This window comes from Pseudomonas sp. KK18, assembly GCF_037094675.1.
Taxonomy (GTDB): domain Bacteria; phylum Pseudomonadota; class Gammaproteobacteria; order Pseudomonadales; family Pseudomonadaceae; genus Aquipseudomonas.
Genome location: NZ_CP146605.1, coordinates 4,787,633 through 4,810,484, shown reverse-complemented (window position 1 = coordinate 4,810,484; position 22,852 = coordinate 4,787,633). Strand labels below are relative to the sequence as shown.

Genomic DNA, 22,852 nt, shown 5'->3' with positions numbered 1-22,852 from the left:
GATCATTCAGGCTACACCGCCTCGCGGTAGGGGTTCCTCGGATCCTGCGTCCAGTTCAAAAACGGCTTCCCGGTATCCACCGGCACCATCTCGATACAGTCCGCCACCGGGCAGGTGATCTGGCACAGGTTGCACCCCACGCACTCATCATCGATCACCTCGTATTTATGTGTCCCATCTGCCTGCTTCAAGCTGGCAATCGCCTGGTGCGACGTATCTTCACAGGCAATATGGCAACGCCCACAGCCAATACATGCCGCCTGGTCAATTTTGGCGATCACCTGGTAATTGATATCCAGGTACTTCCAATCCGTCGTATTGCCCACCGCCCGCCCGGAAAATTCCTGCAGGCTGCTGTAACCCTGGCTGTCCATCCACCGCGACAGCCCGTCCTTCATTTCTTCGACAATCCGAAACCCATGCAGCATCGCCGCCGTGCACACCTGCACCGCGCCGCAGCCCAGCGCGACGAATTCCGCTGCATCGCGCCAGTTGCCAATCCCGCCAATCCCGCAGATCGGCAAGCCTTGTGTCTGTGGGTCCCGGGCAATCTCCGCCACCATGTTCAGTGCGATGGGTTTCACCGCCGAGCCGCAGTAACCCCCGTGGGTGCTTTGGGTGCCGACCATCGGCAGGGCGACCATGCGCTCCAGGTCGACACTGGTGATGGAGTTGATGGTGTTGATCAGCGACACCGCATCCGCGCCACCGCGATAGGCCGCCCGCGCCGCCACGCGTATGTCGGTGATGTTCGGCGTGAGCTTGACGATCACCGGCAGCGAGCAATAGGTCTTGCACCAGCGCGTCACCTGTTCCACATACTCCGGCACCTGGCCCACCGCCGCGCCCATGCCGCGTTCCGGCATGCCGTGGGGGCAGCCGAAGTTCAGCTCGATGCCGTCGCAGCCGGTGGCTTCCACCAGTGGCAGGATGTGTTTCCACGACTCCTCAACACACGGCACCATCAATGACACGATCAGCGCGCGGTCCGGCCAGTCCTTTTTCACCTGGGTGATTTCCCGCAGGTTGATCTCCAGGGAGCGGTCGGTAATCAGCTCGATATTGTTGATGCCGAGCACTTCACGGTTGGCGCCGAAGTGCGCCGAGTAGCGCGATGAGACGTTGACCGCTGCCGGGTCTTCGCCGAGGGTTTTCCAGACCACGCCGCCCCAGCCTGCTTCAAAGGCGCGGACCACGTTGTAGGCCTTGTCGGTAGGCGGCGCGGAGGCCAGCCAGAACGGATTGGGGGCTTTGATACCGGCGAATACAATCGAGAGATCGGCCATTACGCAGCCTCCACATTCAGCATGAGTTGGGCGTGCATGGCTTCAGCGGCCAGCTTGCCGTGTTGCACGGCCTGGACGGTGAGGTCCTGGCCGAGGCTGACGCAATCGCCGCCGGCGTACACACCGGGGATGCTGGTGCGCAGCTGTTCGTTGACGAAGATCCGATCGCCCTGGCGTTGCAGTTGGTGGGCCAGCGGGTCGTGCAGCGCCTCGTCGTCGAAGCCTTGGCCGATGGCCTTGAAGATCGCGTCGGCGGCCAGTTCGAAGGTCTCGCCGGTGGCTTGCAGGCGGCCATCGACCATGCGGGTGCGGGCGAAACGCATGCCGCGCACATGGCCCTGGTCGTCGAGCAACACTTCTTCGGGCTGGGCCCAGGTCAGCAGGCGTACCTGGTTGGCCTTGGCGATGTCCTGCTCATGGCCGGTGGCGCCCATTTCAGCCAGGCCACGGCGATACACCAGGTTGACGTCACGGGCACCGAGGCGGGCCATTTGCACCGCCATGTCGATGGCCGTGTTGCCGGCGCCGAGCACGATGCAACGGTCGGCCAGGGGCAGTTGACTGAGGTCGTCGGCCTGGCGCAGTTCACGGATGTAGTCGGTGGCGGCGAGCAGGCCGGGGGCGTCTTCGTGTGGCAGGCCGAGCTGTTTGCTGGCAGCCAGGCCAAGGCCGAGGAACACTGCATCGAACTGCTGGTGCAGTTCGCTCAAGGTCAGGTTGTCGCCCAGGCGCTGGCCGTGACGGATCTCGATGCCGCCAATTTGCAGGAGGAAATCCAGTTCCTTTTGCGCGAAGTCATCCACCAGCTTGTACTTGGCGATCCCGTATTCATTCAGGCCGCCGGCTTTTTCCCGGGCTTCGAAAATCACCACGTCATGGCCGTGCAGGGCGCTGCGATGGGCGCAGGACAAACCCGCAGGCCCGGCGCCGACCACCGCGATGCGCTTGCCGGTGGGCGCGGCGCGCTGGAACGGGTGTTCGCTGAAGTGCGCGTTGTCCACCGCGTAACGCTGCAACAGGCCGATCAGCACCGGGGCGCATTCCTCGGCATTGTTGCGCACGCAGGCTTGCTGGCAGAGGATTTCCGTCGGGCAGACCCGGGCGCAACTGCCGCCGAGGATATTCGCCGAGAGAATCTTCTGCGCGGCGCCCTGGACGTTCTCCGTGTGGATATTGCGGATGAACGACGGGATATCGATCTCGCTGGGGCACGCGTTGACGCACGGCGCGTCGTAGCAGTAGAGGCAGCGCGACGCTTCCAGTTGGGCTTGCCGGGCATTGAGCGGCGGCGCCAGGTCGGTGAAATGCGCGGCGAGGGCCGCCGCATCTTCATGGGGGTGGGGAAGATGGTTCAGGGTCTGGATCACGGTATTGGCCTCACGGTTTTTGAGGTGCTGCCTCTGGTGGGCAGTGGTTTTTTTGTTGCCTGTACCGGCCTCTTCGCGAGCAAGCCCGCTCCCACATTCGTCCCCATTCCAGCAGGATAAATGCAGTCGAATGTGGGAGCGGGCTTGCGCGCGAATGGCGGCCTCAGCGTTTCACAGCAACCGGCCTGGAACGCTCCGCCCGCTTGCTCAACTGCTCAAACACCGGCGGATACGTCGGCCGTTCGATATACCGACCCGCACCCCGTTCGGCGCGCAAATCCCCATCCGCCCAGACCAGCTTGCCCTGGCTGATGGTATGGCTCGGCACGCCGCGCACGGTCTTGCCTTCGAAGATGTTGAAGTCGACTTTCTGGTGGTGAGTCTTCGCGGAAATGGTCCGTGTGCCTTGCGGGTCCCACAGCACCAGGTCAGCATCGGCCCCCACGCGGATCGCACCTTTACGCGGGTACAGGTTGAAGATCTTCGCGGTGTTGGTAGACGTCAGCGCAACGAATTCCTGCATCGACAAGCGCCCAGTGTTCACGCCCTCATCCCACAACAGCGCCATGCGGTCTTCGATACCGGCAGTGCCATTGGGAATCTTGCTGAAGTCATCCCGCCCGGCGGCTTTTTGCTCGGCGCAGAAGCAGCAATGGTCGGTGGCGGTGGTGTGCAGGTTGCCCGATTGCAGGCCATGCCACAGTGCCTCCTGATGCCCGCGCGGGCGGAAGGGCGGGCTCATCACATAGCCGGCGGCGGTCTGCCAGTCGGGGTGTTGATACACGCTGTCGTCCAACAGCAGATGCCCGGCCAATACTTCGCCGTACACCGGCTGGCCCTTGCTGCGGGCGTAGGTGATTTCATCCAGCGCTTCCTTGGTGGACACGTGCACCAGGTACAGCGGCGTGCCGATGGTTTCGGCAATCCTGATCGCCCGGCTGGCAGCTTCGCCTTCCACCTGCGAAGGCCGCGACAGCGGATGCGCTTCAGGCCCGGTAATGCCCTGGGCCATCAGCTTGCGTTGCAGGTGATACACCAGCTCGCCGTTTTCGGCATGCACCGTCGGTACCGCACCCAGTTCCAGGCAGCGTTCGAAGCTCGCCACCAAGGTGTCGTCGGCGGCCATGATTGCGTTCTTGTACGCCATGAAATGCTTGAAGCTGTTGATGCCGTGTTGGCTCACCAGCTCGGCCATTTCCTCGCGGACCTGCTCGCTCCACCAGGTAATCGCGACGTGAAAGCCGTAGTCGGACGCCGACTTCTCGGCCCAGCCGCGCCACTGATGGAAGGCTTCCAGCAGGGATTGCTGCGGGTTGGGAATCACGAAGTCGATGATCGACGTGGTGCCGCCCGCCAACCCGGCGGCCGTGCCACTGAAAAAATCTTCACTGGCCACGGTGCCCATGAAGGGCAACTGCATATGGGTATGGGGGTCGATGCCGCCGGGCATCAGGTATTGACCGCTGCCGTCGAGTATCTCGGTGCCGGCGGGAATATCCAGATCAGTGCCAATGGCGCGGATTAGACCGTCTGCGCATAAAACATCGGCTCGGTAACTTTCATCATGGGTAATAACGGTAGCGCCACGGATCAACAGCGACATGTCGAGTTCCTCACAGGCTTGACCGGCTTGTGCCAGTTCTAAGTGTTGTCATGCATCGCGCCGCTGGAAAGTTAATTCCTGTCAGCGGTGACAGGAATAGAAACTAGCCCGAGTTTTTCGAATGAGCAAGAATATTTTTTATAAGCTTATGTATGTAATAACTGATTGAATTTTAACGATAAAAAATCAAAATCACCAAAATGTAGCGGCCTCTCACCATTTTGACGCACTTGACAGGTTCACAATATGAGCAACATTTCCTATTGCAAATCAGACGCTTGAGACATGCCTCTTGACGGGGCCGGTAAATAAAAATAATTGTGTTGCACCAGATTGAGTCCTGAGGGTTCGGACAACTTCTGCGTTAGTTGGCCTGAGTAACGCTGAAAGTAACGAGGGGCTCTTCGGTCGAGACAATAAAGCTGATAAACATCAGCAAGTTATACAAGCGGTGCGGGCAGGTTGACGGTTTACGGCACGGTTATTGAGTGCGGTGGCGGCTGGCCGGGTCCCGGATGTCATGTTGTCAACGAGGTACTCCGGCCATCCCGTGCACGTCACGGGGTGAGCAAAAATAATTCGAAAAAACCGTGGAGCGGCCATGCAACAGAACAGATCGCAAGTCATTGAGCGCAACGGCCTGTACGAACTCGACGCCGGCCCCGACGTCCTCGACAGCCCCCGCTACAACCACGACATGGCACCGACCAAGGTGCGCGAACGCACCTGGAACAAGTGGCATATCACCGCGCTGTGGATCGGCATGTCGGTGTGTGTGCCGACCTACACCCTGGGCGGCGTGCTCACCGCGTACTTCGGGTTGTCGGTGGGCGAGGCGCTGATGGCGATCCTGCTGGCCAATATCGTGGTGTTGATCCCACTGACCCTCAACGCCTTCCCCGGCACCAAGTACGGCATCCCGTTCCCGGTGTTGCTGCGCTCGTCCTTCGGTGTGCTTGGCTCCAACGTGCCGTGCCTGATTCGCGCCCTGGTGGCGTGCGGCTGGTTCGGCATCCAGACGATGTTTGGCGGGTTGGCGATTCACCTGTTCCTGGGCTCGGTTTTCGAGGGTTGGAAGTCCCTTGGTGGCACCGGTGAAGTGATCGGCTTCATGATCTTCTGGACCCTGAACCTGTGGGTGGTATTGCGTGGCGCCGAGTCGATCAAATGGCTGGAAACCCTGTCTGCTCCGCTGCTGGTAGCGGTGGGAATCGGGCTGCTGGTGTGGGCGCTGCCGAATGTCTCGCTGACCGAGTTGATGGCGATCCCGCCCAAGCGTCCCGAAGGCGCGAGCCTCACCGGCTACTTCATGGCAGGCCTGACGGCGATGGTGGGTTTCTGGGCCACCTTGTCATTGAACATCCCCGACTTCAGCCGCTACGCCAAGAGTCAGAAAGACCAGATCCTCGGGCAGATTTTCGGCCTGCCGCTGACCATGTTCCTGTTCGCCGCCCTCGGCGTGATCATGACCGCCGCCTCGGTAAAACTGGTGGGCGTCAGCGTCTCCGATCCGGTGACCCTGATCGGCCATATCCAGAGCCCGGTGTGGGTAGCCGTGGCCATGGCGCTGATCATCATCGCCACCTTGTCCACCAACACCGCGGCGAACATCGTCTCGCCCACCAACGACTTCCAGAACATCGCCCCCAAGCTGATCAACCGCACCACAGCGGTGGTGCTCACCGGCCTGGTGGGCCTGGCGCTGATGGCCCACGAACTGCTGAAAAAGCTCGGGCTGATCATTTCCGACGTGAGCCTGGAAACCGTCTATTCCAACTGGTTGCTGGGTTACTCAAGCCTCTTGGGGCCGATCGCCGGGATCATGGTGGTGGACTATTTCATCATCAAGAAACAGCAACTGGACCTCGCCGGTTTGTATCGCGATGACGTGTACCCGGCGTGGAACTGGCATGGCTTCCTGGCGTTTGGCGTGCCGGTGGTGTTGACGTTGCTGTCCCTGGGCAGCGACGCGTTCAGCTGGTTCTACAGCTATGGCTGGTTCACCGGCTCGGCGCTAGGTGGCCTATTGTATTACGCCCTCTGCATGAAACGCGGGGCTCGTGTGGTCGCGGTGAAAACACCGCTTTAATCGATGTGGAATGCAATCAAATGTGGGAGCGGGCTTGCTCGCGAATACGGTGTGCCAGTCGCCAGATGTGTTAGCTGAATCACCGCCTTCGCGAGCAAGCCCGCTCCCACATTTTTGATCGCAGTCCTCCAGTGAGAGTCTGGTCAAATTCATAAGAACTACTGCCTGAGGAGATCCCCATGAACGCTGCCATAGACGTTCTGCAATCCACCCATCAGCACATCAACCGCGATCGTCTGTGGCTGTCCCTGATGGAACTCGCCAAGCTCGGCGCCACCCCCAAGGGCGGCGTCTGCCGCCTGGCCCTGACCGACCTCGATCGCCAGGCCCGCGACCTGTTTGTGAAGTGGTGCGAGGAAGCGGGCTGTACCGTGACCATCGATGGCGTCGGCAATATCTTCGCCCGCCGGCCGGGGCGCAATCCCCAGTTGCCGCCGGTGATGACCGGCAGCCATATCGACACCCAGCCCACCGGCGGCAAGTTTGATGGCTGTTTTGGCGTGCTGGCGGGCGTTGAGGTATTGCGCACCCTCAATGACCTGAAGGTGGAAACCGAAGCGCCGCTGGAAGTGGTGGTGTGGACCAACGAAGAAGGCTCGCGCTTTCCTCCATGCATGATGGGCTCCGGGGTGTTTGCCGAGAAATTCACCCTGGCCGACACGCTGGCCAAGACGGATGCCGACGGCGTGACCGTGGGCGATGCGCTGAATGCCATTGGGTATGCCGGATCACGCCCGGTGAGCGGGCACAAGGTGGGCGCATATTTCGAAGCACATATCGAGCAAGGTCCGATTCTTGAGGATGAAAAGAAAACCATCGGTGTGGTGCTGGGCGCCCTTGGCCAGAAATGGTTCGACCTGAAACTGCGGGGTGTCGAGGCGCATGCGGGGCCGACCCCGATGCACCTGCGCAAGGATGCCCTGGTCGGTGCCGCGGCCGTGGTGGCTGCAGTTAACGCGGCGGCGTTGGGTCATCAGCCTCACGCCTGCGGCACCGTCGGTTGCCTGCAAGCGTATCCGGGCTCACGCAACGTCATTCCTGGCGAAGTGCGCATGACCTTGGACTTCCGCCATCTGGAACCGGCGCGGTTGGATTCGATGATTGCCCAGGTGCGCAAAGTGATTGACGAAACCTGCGCCAAGCACGGCCTCACGTTCGAGATGACACCCACCGCTGACTTCCCGCCGCTGTACTTCGACAAAGGCTGCGTGGATGCCGTGCGTGATGCGGCCAATGGGTTGGGGTTGTCCAACATGGATATCGTGAGCGGGGCAGGGCATGACGCGATTTTCGTCGCGGAACTGGGGCCCGCGGGGATGATCTTTGTGCCGTGTGAAGGTGGCATCAGCCATAACGAAATCGAGAACGCGGCGCCGGATGATTTGGCGGCGGGGTGTGCGGTGTTGCTGAGGGCGATGGTGGCAGCTTCGGTGGCAATCGCCAGCGGCAAACTGGCTGCCTGAGTCGACAGGCTTCACTCCTCTCAAATGTGGGAGCCGGGCTTGCCCGCGATAGCGGTGTTTCAGACACAGTTGCAGTGCCTGACACTCCGCTATCGCAGGCAAGCCAGCTCCCACATTTATAGGTCAGCTCACGGCTACCCTCGCATCCACCACCCGATCTACAAGCAACTGCACGCCCTCCAGCATCCGACACATCCCCAGCATCACGCTGCGCTGTGAACCATCAACCTCAAAGGCCAAGTGCGCGGCGATGGCATTGATAGATTCCAGATCCTGAGAGGCATTAAGCAGCAGGGTTTCGGTATCGAGACCAGGGCGGAGGGTGAAGAGCAGGTTTGAATCGGAAAGAGGATTTGGACTGTCTTTGATCATGATGCAGTTCCTGGAGAGTTAGAGACTACCACCAGGGTTTTCTCACGAACGAAGGTGGCAGCTGTACGCGGAGTGAGAAAACCAAGACCCCAGGAGCTTGGCCACGCCGAAGCGTGCCCGCGCACAGCCGCCATAACAGCGAGCACAGAAAAAGCGCCTGCACTGTATACGGCGGGCGCTTTTGCGCCAATGGAGTCGTTCGGATTTCTCACGTCCGGTCGCTGAATTGGCAGCGACTGGCGAAGACTAGTGGTGCCCGTTCCGACCAGCAACCCGAAAGAAGCGTAGGAAATATGTCGCTTCGAGGATGGGTTGTAAGGCATGTCCTGCTCCTTTGTACGAAATCTCTTTTGTTCTTCGTGCCGCTCATTATTTCGGGCTTCCAGTGTTAGGTTCCGACACGCAAAAACCTAATGCAGAGGAAGCATTTGATGGCGAACCCTATGCCACCACCCGGCGTATCGCTCGACGAAAATATGGCTACCGCGTTCCACAAAAAGAATGTGCTGAAGGCTGGTTCCGCGTTTATGTACTCTTGGTTTTATACTCAGGTCCGCAATCGCGGTCCTTGGGACTACAAGAAGATTTCCAAAGAATATGAAGCCTTTGGAAACTTTCATTATGGCGCCGTGGGGACAGCTGCTGGTTTCAGCGAAGAAGTGCTTTTGCGCGCAGCGGGGCTTGCTCAAAGCAGAGCGGGCACGGATAAACCCGAGTTCGGTCGTTGGTGGGGAGAGGCACCTTTCGGTGATGATCCGGTCGATCAATACTGGATCAAGGAAGGAATCAGGTATGCCAGGTTCAGGAACTACTAGAAAGCCGATTTACTCAGTTGTCACTACGAGCCTATTGGCGTTTTGCTTGGTGTATATCGGTGGTAATTGGCTGCTATCGCCGGGGCACCCGCAATTGACAGAAGTTGTAATGAGAGTGCCACTTGGCACTGACGGGGCCGTCTATGGCGTCAAGGATGACCGTGGAGGGGCAACTGTTCCGTTCAGCTATCGATATTACGTTTACCGCGCCTTGGAGGACGACAGTGAAGTATTGGCTGCGTTGAGGGATGCCAGTCCATTTCTAATTACGCGTGACGCATCGGCAAAAGTTGATGTTCAGGGCCGTACGATCAATGTGTCGGTGGCGGGGGATGTATCTGACTATCACAGCAGTACGCTGTATCGACATGCCAATGGCAGCGATTACACAGCAGTGAGTGTTTTTCTGAATAGTCGGCCGGAAGATTGAAATTGGCGGTGGCTCAGTCTAGAGATGTTTGACGTGACCCACGTCGGTGGCGATTGCCAGCGGCAAACCGGCCGCCTGAGTCGTCAGGCTTCACTCCTCTCAAATGTGGGAGCCGGGCTTGCCCGCGATAGCGGTGTTTCAGACACAGTTGCAGTGCCTGACACTCCGCTATCGCAGGCAAGCCAGCTCCCACATTTGATCCAGGGTGGGCTCGAGATTTGTATCAGGCGTCGGGCTTCCAACCGCCGCCCAGCGCCGTCACCAACCCCACACTCGCCTGCAACTGCTGCGTCTGCACCGCTTGCAATGTGCGCTGCGCCTGCAACGCCGCCGTCTGCGCCGTCACCACATCCAGATAACTCAGAGCCCCGCCAGATAACTGTTCATCCAGCGCTTTCTGCTGCAAATCCGGCAGTTGCCCCTAGTTATCTTTAACCTTGCGCACGGCGCGTAAAACCTGGCTGAGGTAGTGGGCCGAGGCCTCTTCAAACTCGGCCTTGGCTTGGCACTCAGGCGCCCGCCGTTGAAGATCGGCAGGTTTACCAAGGGCCCCAGAGCCCAGTGGATACTAGTAACTGCAGATAATGGGTTAAATAGTATGAAGGTCACATCCGAGCAGCTTGTGTGAAAGTTCCCTTTTTCATTTTTCCGTTATCGGTGCTACCTGAAGGTGTTAGTTTTTTTTGCAAGCACCTAACCGTTTTGCTAGCTATTTACTTTTGCAATGTTTTGATAGGGTTAAATGCATCGGAATAAATTTTTGGATTGAAGGAGGAGTAATGAAGCTAGGTGATATAGAAGATACGTTACTTCTTAAAGCATGGCATCGATACGATGAAACAATTCGAAGCCCGTCAAGGTTGCACACCATCTGGTGATTTAAATGAGTAGCTTGATGCGGCGTGGAATGGTGCTTGGGCTGATTTTTTGCTTTATCAGTGCTGCATTTGACGTGTATGTGGCTTTTGTTACCCAAATGATAAATCCCTTGGTAGTCATTTTTTACTGCTTCAGTTTTTCAGGAGCGTTTTTTCTAAGTTTTACGCTCTTGCGAAGTAACAAAAAACTTATCTTAAAACTGTGCGAAAACATATTGTTAGTTTTTTTAGTCAATGTTGCAGTTCTATTGAACTGGGGCGGCCTATTCTACGCACTCCGTTATCTGGAACCTGCCGTTGTCGGCGTGGCCTCAGTGGCATGCGGGCCGGCGCTAACGCTCATCCTCTCTGCTCTTGATAAAAACAGAGTTAAAACCGCGTTGGCGGATACATTGATTTCCTGGCTGGTACTGATTTCCGTGGGAATCATGTTGTTCAAGTCATTCATGGGTGACAGTGGTGTGTCTTCCACCACTACCGGGCAGCGAATGCTTGGCATCGTCAGCGTTCTGGTGTGCGCGTTGGGCACCGTGATGTATACGATCGTCTCGAAAAAGCTATTCGCTCGACAGTGGGTTGTTTATGAAATTCTGGCGGTCCGAAATGTGGTGATGATCATTGCCTGTGTCGTCTTGATTCCCGCGACGGGTGTCGGTTTTGCCTTGGGCCCTGAGCTGTTCTGGCCGATGCTGACGTTAGTGGTGATTGGCCATTTGCTGCCGATTTATCTGATTCAAAAAACCATTCATTATCTCAGTGCTATCCATGTCTCGCTGTTACTGCTGACACTGCCGGTGTTTGTCCTGCTGCTTCAATATCTCGACACACGAGTGGAGTTTTCGGCAGCCAGTGTCACGGCGGTTGGCGTCATTATTTTTTTACTCTCTGGACGAGCAATCGCAAGTCTGTATCTCGAAAGGCGGGGATTGAGATGAGCAGAGTCGTGATAGTCGATGGTTTTTCATCCGGTAAGTTTGTCGCGAAAGCGTTGCGTGAGCGAGGCTGTACGTTGATCCATGTGGCGTCGTCCGCGACGCTCGATGATTATTACTACATGGGTTTCGATGCCTCGATTTATGAATGTCTGATCGTCAATAAGCAGTTGGAAGCGACGGTCGAACGCGTTGCGACGTTCGATCCCCAGTACATCATCGCTGGGGCTGAAACCGGTGTGTTGTTGTCTGATTGGCTCAACGAGCAGCTCAATCTTCCTTATCGCAACCAATTCAACCGAACTCAGGCGCGCAGGAACAAGTTTGAAATGATCCGTTGTGTCGCCGACGCTGGGCTGCCAGCCGCGCAACAGGCTATCGTTGAGTCATGGAATGCGGCCAAGGCCTGGATCCTGGGGCATGGCAGGTTTCCCGTGGTGCTGAAACCTCTGGATAGTGCAGGCGCGGATGGGGTTTATATTTGCGATGATTTGCAAGATTGTGAGGTCGCCTTCGGAAAGGTTTTGGGAACGACCAATCGACTCAATATTAGGAACGCTCAGGTCCTGATCCAGGAATATTTGGTTGGTGTGGAATATGTTGTGAATATGGTCTCCCTGGGCGCGAGGCAGATGGTCACTGAAGTGGTGAGATACCGAAAGGAGCGGCTGGACAGCGGTAGCGTCATTTACGACATTGATGAACTGGTCAGCCCTGCCGAGCCTGAGTGTGAGCTGCTGGTCGACTACACCCGCAAGGTCGTCAGAAGCCTGGGCATTGAAAATGGCCCTAGCCACGCGGAGGTTATGCTGACCGAAAAAGGTCCCAGACTTGTGGAGATCGCAGCGCGCACCGACGGAATTCTTCGTCCTGAAGTATCCGAACAGACGACAGGACTGGGGCAGATTCGCGCCACGGTTATGTCCATCGTTGAGCCGGAACAATTTGAGCGCTTGCTTGACGCCCAGGTAGGTTATGAATTGTTGCTGCACAGCTATAACGTCTGCCTAATCAATCGTTCGCCGGGTTGTTTCACCAAAGAGCTGTTTTTAAGCGAGCTTCTGAAGCTCGAGTCCTATTTTTATTCGGTGTTCTACGTTGGCAGCGGGCAGCCGATTGGCATGACCAAAGACGTATTCAGCCAACCGGGTACCATTTATTTGGTGCATGCCGACAACGCGGTCATCAAGGCGGATTATTTGAAGCTTCGAGCACTCGAGGCTGTGGGAGCCTACTTGGCGCCCTGACGTCCGGATCAACAAAACTCCCGTATGTGATCCCGGTTGTAGGAAGCAACCTCACGCCCCAGGCAACCAGCCGCCGCCCAATGCCGTCACCAAACCCACACTCGCCTGCAACTGCCGCGTCTGCACCGCCTGCAACGTGCGCTGCGCCTGCAACGCCGCCGTCTGCGCCGTCACCACATCCAGGTAACTCACAGCCCCCGCCTGGTAACTGTTCATCGCCAGTGCCTGTGTGTGTTCGGCGGCATTCGCGGCAGCCTGTTCATCCATCGCCTCCTGCTGCAAGTCGCGCAGTTGCCCAAGGTTGTCTTCCACCTCACGCACGGCTCTTAACACCTGGCTGCGATAGTGCGCCGAAGCCTCTTCAAACTCCGCCTTGGCCTGGCGCTCATTGGCGCTCAGCCGGCCGCCATCAAAGATCGGCAGATTCACCAGCGGCCCCAGCGCCCAATACCGATTGGCGGCGGAGAACAAGTTGCCCACACCTTGGGTCTGCCCGCCAATCAAGCCGGTCAAACTGAAATCCGGGTACCACGCGGCCTTGGCCACGCCGATATTCGCGTTGGCCGCAAACACCCGCCGTTCCGCCGCCGCAATATCCGGCCGACGTTGCAGCAACTGGCTCGGCAACTGCTGTGGAATTCCCGGCAAGGCGATCAATTGCTGGCTCGGCGGCAGCTGGAATTCACTGGCGGATACGCCCACCAATTCACCAATCGCATGCTCGGTGAGATTGCGTTGACCGCGCACATCGTCAAGCTGCGCCTGTGCTTCAGCCAGCTGATTCTGCGCCCGGGTCAGGTCGAGCTCCGAGGCGATCTGCCCCTCGTACCGGCTGCGGGTCAGTTTCAGCGCCTGGCCAAAATCATCCAGCGAACTGCTGAGAATCCGGCTCTGGGCATCCAGTCCGTTGAGCTGCACGTACAGCGTCGCCAACTGATGCTGCAGGCTCAGGCGTGCCACCGCCAAATCATCCCCGGAGGCTTGGGCCTGTGCATCGCCAGCCGCCACCTGGTTGCGGATTTTGCCCCACAGATCCAGATCGAAGCTCAGCGCAAACCCCGCCGTGTTGCTGTTGTACACCGAAGGCTGGGTATCACCCCGCAGTGGCCGATTGTCCGATTGCCGCTGGCGCAACGGTTGCGCGCTGGCGGTTATTTGCGGGAACAGCCCGGCATGCAACTGGCTGGCATACGCCTGGGACGCATCGAAATGCGCCAGCGCCGCCGCCAGGTCCGGGTTGGCCTTGAGCAGTTGTTCCTGCAGGTCGTTCAGGCGCGGGTCCTGATACAGCTGCCACCACTTCGGCGCCAGTTGGTCGGACGGTTGCGCGCTGTGCCACGGGCCGTCGCTGGTCTGTTCGCGGTACTTGGCCGGCAGGTCGATGGTCGGCGCCTTGTAGGTGGGCGCCAGCGAGCAACCGTGCAGTGCCACCAATACCAGGGCCGCGAGGGGTTTAAGCCTTGGGCGCATGTGCACCTCCGGCATCGGCCATTTGCACGGCGTCGCCTTCGCGCAGTGCGTCGGGTGGGTTGTCGACTACGCGGTCAGTGGGTTTCAGGCCCTGGTCAATCACCAGGCGCTCGCCGAGGTCGAGGCCGATGTGGATGTCTTGCAGGTGCACGTGGTTCTTGGCGTCCAGTACCGCGACCTGGGTACCTTCGGCGCGGAAGATCAGGGCGCTGGCCGGGATGCTCACGCCATGGGTATCCGCCGGAATCGCCAGGGTGGCTTCGGCGTAGTCGCCGGGCAGCAACTTGCCGTCCGGGTTGTCGGCCACGAACTGTGCGAGCAGGGTGCCGGAGCGGCGGTCGATGGCGGTGGAGTCGCCCATCAGCTTCGCGCTGAAGTGTTCGCCGGGGTGCTCGGGTACCGTCAGTTGGGCGGCCAGCCCGGGATGAATCACCGCGGCGTAGTTCTGCGGCACCGGCACGTAGAGGCGCAGTTGGTGGGTGTCGGCGATGTCGAACAGTTCCGGATCGCTGTCGCTGTCAGCCTTGATCAACTGGCCGATGTCGGTGTTGCGCGCGGTGATCACACCGGCGAATGGCGCGCGAATGGTCTTGTAGTCTTCCAGCGCCGAGAGCCGCGCATAGTCAGCCTCGGCGGCCTGGGCGTTGGCCTTGGCGGCCAGGGCATTCGAGGTTTTTTCATCGGCCTCCTGGCGCGATACCGAATGGCTGTCCAGCAGGTTTTTCCAGCGGGTGGCAGTGGTTTCTGCCAGTCGTGCATTGGCCTGTTCCTGCACCATGCGCGCGTGGGTTTGTGCTACCTGCTGGTCGAGGTCGGGGCTGTCGATCTCGGCGAGAATCTGCCCGGCCTTGACCTGGCTGCCGATGTCGACTTTCCAGTCTTTCAGGTAACCGCTGACCCGCGCATGAATCGGTGCCTTGCTCCAGGCTTCCAGATGCGCGGGCAGGCGCAGGGTGTCGCCGGCCGCGTTCTGTTTGGGCTGGAACACCAGCACCTGCGGCACGGCGGCGGTTTCGGTCCAGGCGGTGACGGATTTTTCATGCATCGTACGGGCGTGCAGGCCGTTGGCGACCAACAGGGCGGCCAGTGTCAGGCCGCCGACACCCATGAGCATCAGACGCTTGCGCGAGGGTTTGTGATCAGACGACATGTGAAGTTTCTCCAGCAGCAGCGCGAGTAGGGTGACGACCGTGGACCAGGCTGAAGACCACGGGTACAAACAGCAAAGTGGCAGTGGTGGCGAGGATCAGGCCGCCGATCACGGCACGTCCCAGCGGCGCGTTTTGTTCTTCGGACAAGGCCAGCGGCAACATGCCGATGATCATCGCCAGGGCGGTCATGCAGACCGGGCGGAAACGGGTGTAGCCGGCTTCCAGTGCGGCCTTGAGTGCATCGCCATGTTCGGCCAGGCGCTCTCGGCAGAAGCTCACCACCAGGATCGAGTTGGCGGTGGCCACGCCCATACAGAGGATGGCCCCCGTGAGTGCGGGCACCGACAATGACGTGCCGCTGAGGAACAGCATCCACACGATCCCCGCCAGCGCTGCCGGCAGTGCGGTGATGATCACGAACGGGTCGGTCCAGGACTGGAAGTTGACCACGATCAGCAGATAGATCAGCACCACCGCACCGAGCAGGCCGAAGCTCAAGCCGTTGAACGCTTCATGCAGCGCATCGATCTGCCCGTGCAGGCTGATGGTCGCGCCTTTGGGGCGCATCGGGGCCATGTCGTTCAGCACTTTTTGCACATCGCTGGCGACGCCGCCGAGGTCGCGGCCTTGCACGTTGGCGTACAAGTCCAGGGTCGGCTCGATGTTGTAGTGGGTCACCACCGCCGGGCTTTGTACCCGCGAGATGGTCGCCACGCCGCCGAGGATCTGTGACTGACCGTCGGCACCGGTTACCGGCAACGCTTCCAGGGACGGCAGGCTGTCGAGGCGGTATTGCGGGGTGGCTGCCACGATCGAATACGACACGCCGTTGGCCGGGTTGAGCCAGAACGTTGGTGCGGTTTGCGAGCTGCCGGCCAGGGACGCAACCATGCTGTTGGTTACGTCACGCTCGGTGATGCCCAGGCCGTTGGCACGCATGCGCTCCACGTTGACTTGCAGTGACGGGTAGCCGGTGGACTGCTGGATGCGCAGGTCGGCAATGCCCGGTATGTGTTTCAGGCGACGTTCCAGTTCGATGGCGTAGGCGCGGTTTTCTTCATCGCTGCGCCCGGAGATTTTCACGTCCAGCGGGGCCGGCGAACCGAAGTTGAGGATCTGGCTGCTGATGTCTGCCGGGAGGAATGCGAACTGGCTGCCGGGGAAGCTTTCGGGCAACGCTTCACGCAGTTTTTTCACGTAGTCGGCGGTGGGCGCATGGTCCTTTTTCAGGGTGACCTGGATATCGCCGTCCTGTGGGCCGATGGTGCCACTGCTGCTGTAGGCCATGTCGATGCCGCTCAGCGGGATGCCGATGTTGTCGACGATGGTGTCCAGTTCGTCGGCCGGAACGATCTCGCGAATCCGCGCTTCGATCCGGTCAAAGGCCGCCGCGCTCTCTTCGATGCGTGTGCCCAGCGGCAAGCGCACGTGCAGGGCCATGGCCCCGGCGTCGGTGGCCGGGAAGAAGTCCTGGCCCAGGCTTGGCAGCAGCAGGAACGAGGCGAGGATGCACGCCAGGAAGCCGATGATGAAGCGCTTGCGGGCGCCGAGGGCCAGGGTCAGCAGGCCGTGGTAAACGTCCCGCACGTTGGAGAAGTGACGCTCAAAACCCTGCTGGAAATTCAGCACCGATTGCAGCACCGCGTTGCGCTGCGGTTTGTGCTGGTCGCCCTCGTGATGGTTGATGAATTCATCTTCCGGGTGATGACCTTCACCTTGCTCCGGCACGTGCGGCTTGAGCAGGAACATCGCCAGGGTCGGCACCAGGGTTCGCGACAGAATGAACGAGCTGGCCATGGCGAAAATCACCGCCAATGCCATCGGGCGGAACAGGTAGCCGGCGATGCCTTGCAGCATGAACATCGGCACAAACACGATGCAGATACACAGCAGGGACACGAACGCCGGGCCGACGATTTGCTTGGCGCCGTCGAGGATCGCGTCCTTCACCGCCTTGCCTTGTTCCAGGTGCCAGTTGATGTTCTCGATGGTCACTGTGGCGTCGTCCACCAGGATCCCCACCGCCAACGCCAGCCCGCCGAGGGTCATGACGTTGAGGGTTTGCCCGGTGGCCGCCAGCAGGGCGATGGCCGACAGTACCGCGAGGGGAATCGACGCGGCGATGATGATGGTCGAGCGCCAGCTGCCGAGGAACAGCAGGATCATCGCACTGGTCAGCAAGGCGGCGATGATGCCTTCCTGGGCCACGCTGCCCACCGACTGTTTGACGAACACCGAGGCGTCGCCGAGCAGCGAGGTCTTCAGCGACGGCGGCAGGGTTTCATTGATGCGCGGCAGCATCTGGCGGATGCCGTCGATGATCGACAGGGTGGAGATGCTGCCGTTTTTCAGGGCCGGCATCAGCACCGCACGGTGGCCGTCGACGCGCACGATGTTGGTCTGCGGCGGCGAGCCGTCACGCACGTGGGCCACCTGGCCGATGGTGATGATCGCACCGTCGACTGTCTTGATCGGCAAGTCGTTGAGCTCATCAATCGCCTTCGGGCTGTTGTTGAGCAAAATCGTGTATTCGTTGGGGCCGAGTTTGGCGGTACCCACCGGGATAATCTGGTTCTGCAGGGCCAGGGCGTTGCCTACGTCCTGCGCCGAGAGGCCTTTGGCGGCCAGCGCCTGTGGGTCGAGGTCGAGGGTGATCTGGCGTTGCTTGCCGCCCATTGGCGTGGGCATGGCCAGGCCGGGCAGGGCGCTCAGGGGCAAGCGGATGTTGTTCTGCACCAGGTCGCGGATCTTCGCTTCCGACAAGCTGGGGCTGGAGAACGCCATCTGCAGAATCGGCACCGTAGAGGCGCTGTAGTTGAGGATCAGCGGCGGCGTAATGCCCGGTGGCATCTGCTTGAGCACGGTTTGTGACACCGCTGTTACCTGGGCGTTGGCGGTGCGGATATCCACGCCGGGCTGGAAGAAAATCTTCACGATGCCCATGCCGGGTAACGACTGCGATTCAATGTGCTCGATGTCGTTGACGGTGGTACTCAGGGAGCGTTCGTAGGTGTAGATCACGCGACCGGCCATGGCGTCCGGAGACAGGCCGTTGTACTGCCAAACCACCGCAACGACGGGGATGCCAATATCGGGAAATACGTCAGTGGGGGTACGCAAGGCCGCCATGGGCCCGATGATGCAGATGAAAATTGCCAGCACGATAAACGTGTAGGGCTTGAGCAGTGCGGTCTTTACCAGCCCGAGCATGCCGTAACCTCCAAAGGAGTTGGATTGCAAACGCTCGCAGTCTTGACGGACCCACCTAACACGCACCTTTCAGCCAGGTGAAGGAAGATTTAGTTAACGGCTGAAGATCCTTTCATATGTATTCATTTGTTCAACAATGGTGACAGTAACAAGCTGGATACCGATCGAACGGGAGCTGTTTCGCCTGTTCACTCTTTATCCATTTGGAGTTCTGCCATGTCTCTTAAACCCTTGTTGTTGATCCCGGCCTTGAGTGCGGTCCTGTTGTTGTCGGCGTGTGCCGGCCCGATGCCGAAGGCGGACCCGAGCGAAGCCTGGATCGGCTTGCAAGAGGAGGCACCCAACGACCTGATGGCCGAGCGGGTAGACGGTAAAAACATTAATGATGGCCGCTACTTCGAAGTGAAACCCGGCGCGCATCGCCTGGACGTCACCTTGTTTGAAGAAGAGGCGGGGGATGATAACCAGCAGGATTGTCGCGGGCATGTGACCTACGGCAACTTCAAGGCCGGCGAGCATTACACCCTGGTGGAATCCAGCCTGGGTACGACGGTGCGTGCCGAGTTGAAGGATAGCCACGGCAAGGAATTGGCGCAGACCGAAGACTTCAGTTGCATGCCTGGCTAAGGCGTCAGGCGTGGTGCCCGGCGGGTTTGTGCAGCTTGCCGGGTGCTGCGGGTTTTACGTGTGGGTGATGGTGCCGGCGGGTCACGCGCATCACGCCCCACAGCATGGCGGCGGCGACGGCCAGCCATCCACAGATCAAAAGCAGAATCGTTGTTGTCAGGCTCATAAGTGCCTCCTTTCGCCCGGTGCCGGGCACACACTGTCTTCTCAATGGACAGTCTAGCTATCCGCAGGTTGCCTGCTATTGACCAATGGTCGTGTGCGTCCAACTTGTTTGCTCTATCGCCGGCCTTTTACTGCGCTGCAAGGCTATACCCGCGCCCCGGAGCGTCCTATGATCAGGGCCCACGTCGACCGTTGATCAAGTGAGTGAAGAAGTTGCGGTTTCCCTCGAACATTAAAACCTCCTGGTGGGTCGCCGCCTGTTTCATGGGGCTGGCGGCCTGTTCCTCGCATCCAAAACCCACGAGCATCCCGGGGCTGCCGGAGAGTGTCGAGCTCAAGGGCGTGCCGGCGTTTCGCGGTGAGACTTACCTCGGTGGCCCAGCCGCTCTTGCCAGCATGCTGTCTCAACAAGGCATTGTGATTACACCGGGGCTATTGGATAAGCCACTGCATTTGCCGGGCGCTGAAGCGGACCTTGAGCGCAACATGCAGGTGCTGGCCCGTGAATACGGGATGTTGGTGTACCCGCTGGAAGATCAGCTGCCGGCGCTGCTGGCACAGGTCGCGGCCGGGTACCCGGTGATGGCGCGTATCACCCAGGGCTCGACCTTCTGGGCCGGTCCGCGGTATGTCGTGGTGGTGGGTTACAACAAGCAGAAGAGCATGGTGCTGCTGCGTTCAGGCTTGGCGCGACGCATGCCGATGGATTTCAGTGCGTTTGAGTCGGCGTGGAAAGACGGCGGCAAGTGGGCGGTGCTGATTCAGCGGCCCACCCAGTTGCCGGTCAAGGTCGACGCCCAGCGCTGGCAGCAGGCTGCCAGCGCCACGGCCCAGGCGGGCCAGGAACAGGCGGCGGCCCAAGCAGTCAAGGCACTGGCCAGTCAGGCCAAATAAAAAAACGGCGCTCAAGGGCGCCGTTTTTTATGTCGCTATTTAAGGATCAGCGGGACTCGGTGACCTGAACATTCGCCCGTGGGCGGTTCTTCAGGTTCTTGTCAGCCTTGTAGCGCAATGCGACGTCTGGCACCGAGCCGCTCTTGCCGGTTTCGACCCAGCTGCGGATGCGCCCGGCATCGGCAAAGTGGGTGAATTTGCCGAAGGCATCGAGGATCACCAGCGACACCGGGCGATTACCCATGCTGGTCACCAGCACCAGGCAATGGCCGGCCTGGTTGGTAAAGCCGGTCTTGGTCAGCTTGATGTCCCAGTTGGCGCGGTTGATCAGGTGGTCAGTGTTGGAGAAACCCAGGGTGTAGTTGGGTTTGCGGAACGACACGGTCTTTTCCTTGGTGGTGCTCAACTGGCTGAGCATCGGGTACTTGCGTGCAGCGGCCAGCAGTTTGCTCAAGTCACGGGCGGTGGACACGTTGTGGATCGACAAGCCGGTGGGCTCTACATAGTGGGTGCTGGTCATGCCCAGTGCCTTGGCCTTGGCGTTCATCGCTGCGATGAAGGCCGGGTAGCCGCCCGGGTAGTGGTGGGCCAGGCTGGCGGCGGCGCGGTTTTCCGAGGACATCAGGGCAATCAGCAACATCTCCTTGCGCGGCATCTCGCTGCCGATCTTGACCCGGGAGAACACGCCTTTCATCTCTGGCGTGTCCTTGATGTTGATGTCGATGTATTCATCCATGTTCTGCTTGGCTTCCAGCACGATCAGGCCGGTCATCAGTTTGCTCACCGAGGCGATCGGCACGATGACATCCGGGTTGCTGGCATAGATGACTTTGTTGGTCTGCAGGTCTACCACCATCGCACTGCCGGAGGCGATGTGCAGGGTGGACATGTCGCGGGGAGCGGTGGTGGTTTCGCTTGCGCTCGCGAAGGTGCCTGTCAATGCAAAAAATAGGCTGACAATGGAAAGATGAATTTTCACGCGGATGAACTCGCTAAAAAAAGTAGGGATATACCGTTCTGCAACGGAGGTTCTGACAAATAACGTTACATTCTAGAAGTATGGATCAGAAACTGTCGAATGTTCTTCTAGAAACAGATGAAACCCCTTAAAAACAAAGAAAAAAGTACTTTTTATCCGGCCAATAAAAAGCCCTGCGATAAGGCAGGGCTTTTTCAGAGCGGCTGGTTATTAGACGTGCAGGGTTTCGGCGGCGTACAGGGTGTTTTCCAGCAGGCAGGCACGGGTCATCGGGCCGACACCACCGGGTACCGGGGTGATCCAGCCGGCACGGGGCAGGGCGGTTTCGTACACCACGTCGCCCACGAGCTTGCCATCGTCCTGGCGGTTGATGCCCACGTCGATGACGATGGCGCCTTCCTTGATCCACTCACCCTTGACCAGGCCCGGCTTGCCGGCGGCGACGACCACCAGGTCGGCGCGGCCAACGTGGCCGGCCAGGTCCTTGGTGAAGCGGTGGGTCACGGTCACGGTGCAGCCGGCCAGCAGCAGTTCCATGGCCATCGGGCGACCGACGATGTTCGAGGCGCCGACGACGACGGCATCCAGGCCATACAGATCGACGCCGGTGCTTTCCAGCAGGGTCATGATGCCCTTCGGGGTGCACGGGCGCAGCAGCGGGATACGCTGGGCCAGGCGGCCGACGTTATAAGGGTGGAAACCGTCGACGTCCTTGTCCGGGCGGATGCGTTCGAGCAATTTCGACGCGTCCAGATGCTCGGGCAATGGCAGTTGCAGCAGGATGCCGTCGATGGCCGGATCGTCGTTGAGGCTGTCGATCAGGTCGGTGAGGGCCTGTTGGGTGGTGTCTTCAGCCAAGTCGTAGGCTTTGGAAATAAAGCCGACCTCTTCACAGTCTTTACGCTTGTGCGAGACATAAACCTGAGAGGCAGGATCGCTGCCGACCAGGATCACCGCGAGGCCCGGCGTGCGCAGGCCTTGTTGGCTGCGCTCGGCGACTCGTTTGGCGATCTGCTGGCGCAGGCTGGCGGCGATTGATTTGCCGTCGATAAGTTGTGCAGTCATTACGCGTGATTAACCATCGAGAGGGGGAAGAAAAGTGCGCGCATTCTCGCATGCCATGGCGTGAGGGCAAAGGCGCTTGGTCTGCAAATTCCCCTAACCCCTTAAATAAAATGAATTTTTTATAAAAAGGATTTGACGGGTTTCGGGTCCATCTATACTATTCGTCGCACTTGTCGGGCACAGCCTAGCACTGGTTAGTTTGTAATCCTCCAAGAGTACAGATTAATAAGGCGCCCGTAGCTCAGCTGGATAGAGCATCCGCCTTCTAAGCGGATGGTCGCAGGTTCGAGTCCTGCCGGGTGCGCCATTAGGCAGCTTTGGCACAAGTAGCGCAATATGGTGGGCGTAGCTCAGTTGGTAGAGCACGGGATTGTGACTCCCGTTGTCGAGGGTTCGATCCCCTTCGTCCACCCCATATTTAAAAAGGCGCCAGATTAATAGTCTGGCGCCTTTGCTTTAAAAGCTTCAAGCGCGGATGTGGTGGAATTGGTAGACACACTGGATTTAGGTTCCAGCGCCGCAAGGTGTAAGAGTTCGAGTCTCTTCATCCGCACCAAATAAAGTTTCGTGAAGGCCTGCGGGTCGGTGCGAAGCTCAACAAATAGCCTTTTTGACGGGCTTTTTGGTCACGCAATATGGTGGGCGTAGCTCAGTTGGTAGAGCACGGGATTGTGACTCCCGTTGTCGAGGGTTCGATCCCCTTCGTCCACCCCATATTTCGAAAGGCGCCAGATTAATAGTCTGGCGCCTTTTTTGTTTCAGCGGTTTGAGTTTCAACGCAGTCGCAGGTGTTGGGCTGCAGGGCAGGG

At 59.2% G+C, this 22,852-nt stretch carries 18 protein-coding genes, 4 tRNA genes and 1 pseudogene; 12 read left to right on the top strand and 11 right to left on the bottom strand.

Going from position 1 to position 22,852, the window contains the following annotated elements:
- Positions 1-11: 11 nt before the first annotated feature.
- The 3 genes from preA to hydA form a co-directional block, all read right to left on the bottom strand.
- Positions 12-1,286, bottom strand: a complete 1,275-nt coding sequence (preA, locus tag V6607_RS21695) for an NAD-dependent dihydropyrimidine dehydrogenase subunit PreA (RefSeq protein ID WP_003207829.1) — start codon at positions 1,284-1,286, stop codon at positions 12-14.
- The gene (locus V6607_RS21690; protein ID WP_003207831.1) at positions 1,286-2,653 is read right to left on the bottom strand and encodes an NAD(P)-dependent oxidoreductase; all 1,368 of its coding nucleotides are present in this window, start codon (positions 2,651-2,653) and stop codon (positions 1,286-1,288) included. The genes preA and V6607_RS21690 overlap by 1 nt, the downstream gene beginning before the upstream one ends.
- Positions 2,654-2,816: 163 nt before the next feature.
- Positions 2,817-4,256, bottom strand: coding sequence for a dihydropyrimidinase (gene hydA / locus V6607_RS21685; protein ID WP_003207833.1), 1,440 nt, complete (start codon positions 4,254-4,256; stop codon positions 2,817-2,819).
- A gap of 601 nt (positions 4,257-4,857) precedes the next feature.
- Here hydA and V6607_RS21680 point away from each other — a divergent pair.
- Both V6607_RS21680 and V6607_RS21675 read left to right on the top strand, forming a co-directional pair.
- Positions 4,858-6,345 carry an NCS1 family nucleobase:cation symporter-1 gene (locus V6607_RS21680; protein ID WP_102369544.1) on the top strand — a complete coding sequence of 496 codons (1,488 nt, stop codon included), beginning with the start codon at positions 4,858-4,860 and terminating at the stop codon, positions 6,343-6,345.
- Positions 6,346-6,524: 179 nt separating this feature from the next.
- Complete coding sequence (locus V6607_RS21675; protein WP_087693198.1) at positions 6,525-7,808, top strand: Zn-dependent hydrolase; 1,284 nt, start codon at positions 6,525-6,527, stop codon at positions 7,806-7,808.
- A 123-nt stretch (positions 7,809-7,931) separates the two neighbouring features.
- Here V6607_RS21675 and V6607_RS21670 read toward each other — a convergent pair whose 3' ends face one another.
- Positions 7,932-8,180 (bottom strand): hypothetical protein, encoded by a 249-nt coding sequence (locus V6607_RS21670; protein ID WP_087693199.1) that lies wholly within the window; start codon positions 8,178-8,180, stop codon positions 7,932-7,934.
- A gap of 476 nt (positions 8,181-8,656) precedes the next feature.
- On the opposite strand from V6607_RS21670, the gene V6607_RS21665 reads away from it, so the two are divergent.
- The gene (locus tag V6607_RS21665) at positions 8,657-8,995 is read left to right on the top strand and encodes a polymorphic toxin type 44 domain-containing protein (RefSeq protein WP_087693213.1); all 339 of its coding nucleotides are present in this window, start codon (positions 8,657-8,659) and stop codon (positions 8,993-8,995) included.
- 109 nt (positions 8,996-9,104) lie between these two features.
- A complete protein-coding gene (locus V6607_RS21660) occupies positions 9,105-9,425 on the top strand; it encodes a hypothetical protein (RefSeq protein ID WP_226476354.1) in 321 nt (106 codons plus the stop codon).
- Positions 9,426-9,648: 223 nt separating this feature from the next.
- Here V6607_RS21660 and V6607_RS21655 read toward each other — a convergent pair.
- A pseudogene (locus V6607_RS21655) lies at positions 9,649-10,010 on the bottom strand (RND transporter); the annotation flags it as partial.
- A 298-nt stretch (positions 10,011-10,308) separates the two neighbouring features.
- Here V6607_RS21655 and V6607_RS21650 point away from each other — a divergent pair.
- A complete protein-coding gene (locus V6607_RS21650; RefSeq protein ID WP_087693201.1) occupies positions 10,309-11,238 on the top strand; it encodes a DMT family transporter in 930 nt (309 codons plus the stop codon).
- A complete protein-coding gene (locus V6607_RS21645; protein WP_087693202.1) occupies positions 11,235-12,482 on the top strand; it encodes an ATP-grasp domain-containing protein in 1,248 nt (415 codons plus the stop codon). The genes V6607_RS21650 and V6607_RS21645 overlap by 4 nt, the downstream gene beginning before the upstream one ends.
- Before the next feature lie 51 nt (positions 12,483-12,533).
- Here the strand turns inward: V6607_RS21645 and V6607_RS21640 are convergent, their stop codons facing one another.
- Genes V6607_RS21640 through V6607_RS21630 form a run of 3 tightly spaced genes read right to left on the bottom strand, consistent with a single transcriptional unit; the run spans position 12,534 to position 18,313 of the window.
- The gene (locus V6607_RS21640) at positions 12,534-13,952 is read right to left on the bottom strand and encodes an efflux transporter outer membrane subunit (protein WP_134327013.1); all 1,419 of its coding nucleotides are present in this window, start codon (positions 13,950-13,952) and stop codon (positions 12,534-12,536) included.
- Entirely contained in the window at positions 13,936-15,102 is a 1,167-nt protein-coding gene (locus V6607_RS21635; protein WP_003207841.1) for an efflux RND transporter periplasmic adaptor subunit, read from the bottom strand. Before V6607_RS21635 ends, V6607_RS21640 begins: the two co-directional genes overlap by 17 nt.
- Entirely contained in the window at positions 15,092-18,313 is a 3,222-nt protein-coding gene (locus V6607_RS21630; protein ID WP_134327012.1) for an efflux RND transporter permease subunit, read from the bottom strand. Before V6607_RS21630 ends, V6607_RS21635 begins: the two co-directional genes overlap by 11 nt.
- Before the next feature lie 216 nt (positions 18,314-18,529).
- Here V6607_RS21630 and V6607_RS21625 point away from each other — a divergent pair, with 216 nt between their 5' ends.
- Positions 18,530-18,940, top strand: a complete 411-nt coding sequence (locus V6607_RS21625) for a hypothetical protein (RefSeq protein ID WP_003207845.1) — start codon at positions 18,530-18,532, stop codon at positions 18,938-18,940.
- Between the two features lie 4 nt (positions 18,941-18,944).
- Here the strand turns inward: V6607_RS21625 and V6607_RS21620 are convergent, their stop codons facing one another.
- Positions 18,945-19,106 (bottom strand): hypothetical protein, encoded by a 162-nt coding sequence (locus V6607_RS21620; RefSeq protein ID WP_003207847.1) that lies wholly within the window; start codon positions 19,104-19,106, stop codon positions 18,945-18,947.
- Between the two features lie 263 nt (positions 19,107-19,369).
- On the opposite strand from V6607_RS21620, the gene V6607_RS21615 reads away from it, so the two are divergent.
- The gene (locus tag V6607_RS21615; protein ID WP_050550299.1) at positions 19,370-19,999 is read left to right on the top strand and encodes a peptidase C39 family protein; all 630 of its coding nucleotides are present in this window, start codon (positions 19,370-19,372) and stop codon (positions 19,997-19,999) included.
- Positions 20,000-20,045: 46 nt separating this feature from the next.
- Here V6607_RS21615 and pbpG read toward each other — a convergent pair whose 3' ends face one another.
- Both pbpG and folD read right to left on the bottom strand, forming a co-directional pair.
- Entirely contained in the window at positions 20,046-20,978 is a 933-nt protein-coding gene (gene pbpG, locus V6607_RS21610; RefSeq protein WP_003207851.1) for a D-alanyl-D-alanine endopeptidase, read from the bottom strand.
- Between the two features lie 210 nt (positions 20,979-21,188).
- Positions 21,189-22,043, bottom strand: coding sequence for a bifunctional methylenetetrahydrofolate dehydrogenase/methenyltetrahydrofolate cyclohydrolase FolD (gene folD, locus V6607_RS21605; RefSeq protein ID WP_003207853.1), 855 nt, complete (start codon positions 22,041-22,043; stop codon positions 21,189-21,191).
- 230 nt (positions 22,044-22,273) lie between these two features.
- Between folD and V6607_RS21600 the strand changes: the two genes are divergently transcribed.
- The 4 genes from V6607_RS21600 (at position 22,274) to V6607_RS21585 (ending at position 22,757) form a co-directional block, all read left to right on the top strand.
- Positions 22,274-22,350: transfer RNA gene (locus V6607_RS21600), tRNA-Arg, on the top strand.
- 32 nt (positions 22,351-22,382) lie between these two features.
- Positions 22,383-22,458 (top strand) — tRNA-His (locus tag V6607_RS21595).
- 56 nt (positions 22,459-22,514) lie between these two features.
- Positions 22,515-22,599 (top strand) — tRNA-Leu (locus tag V6607_RS21590).
- 82 nt (positions 22,600-22,681) lie between these two features.
- Positions 22,682-22,757: transfer RNA gene (locus tag V6607_RS21585), tRNA-His, on the top strand.
- The last annotated feature ends 95 nt before the right edge of the window (positions 22,758-22,852 follow it).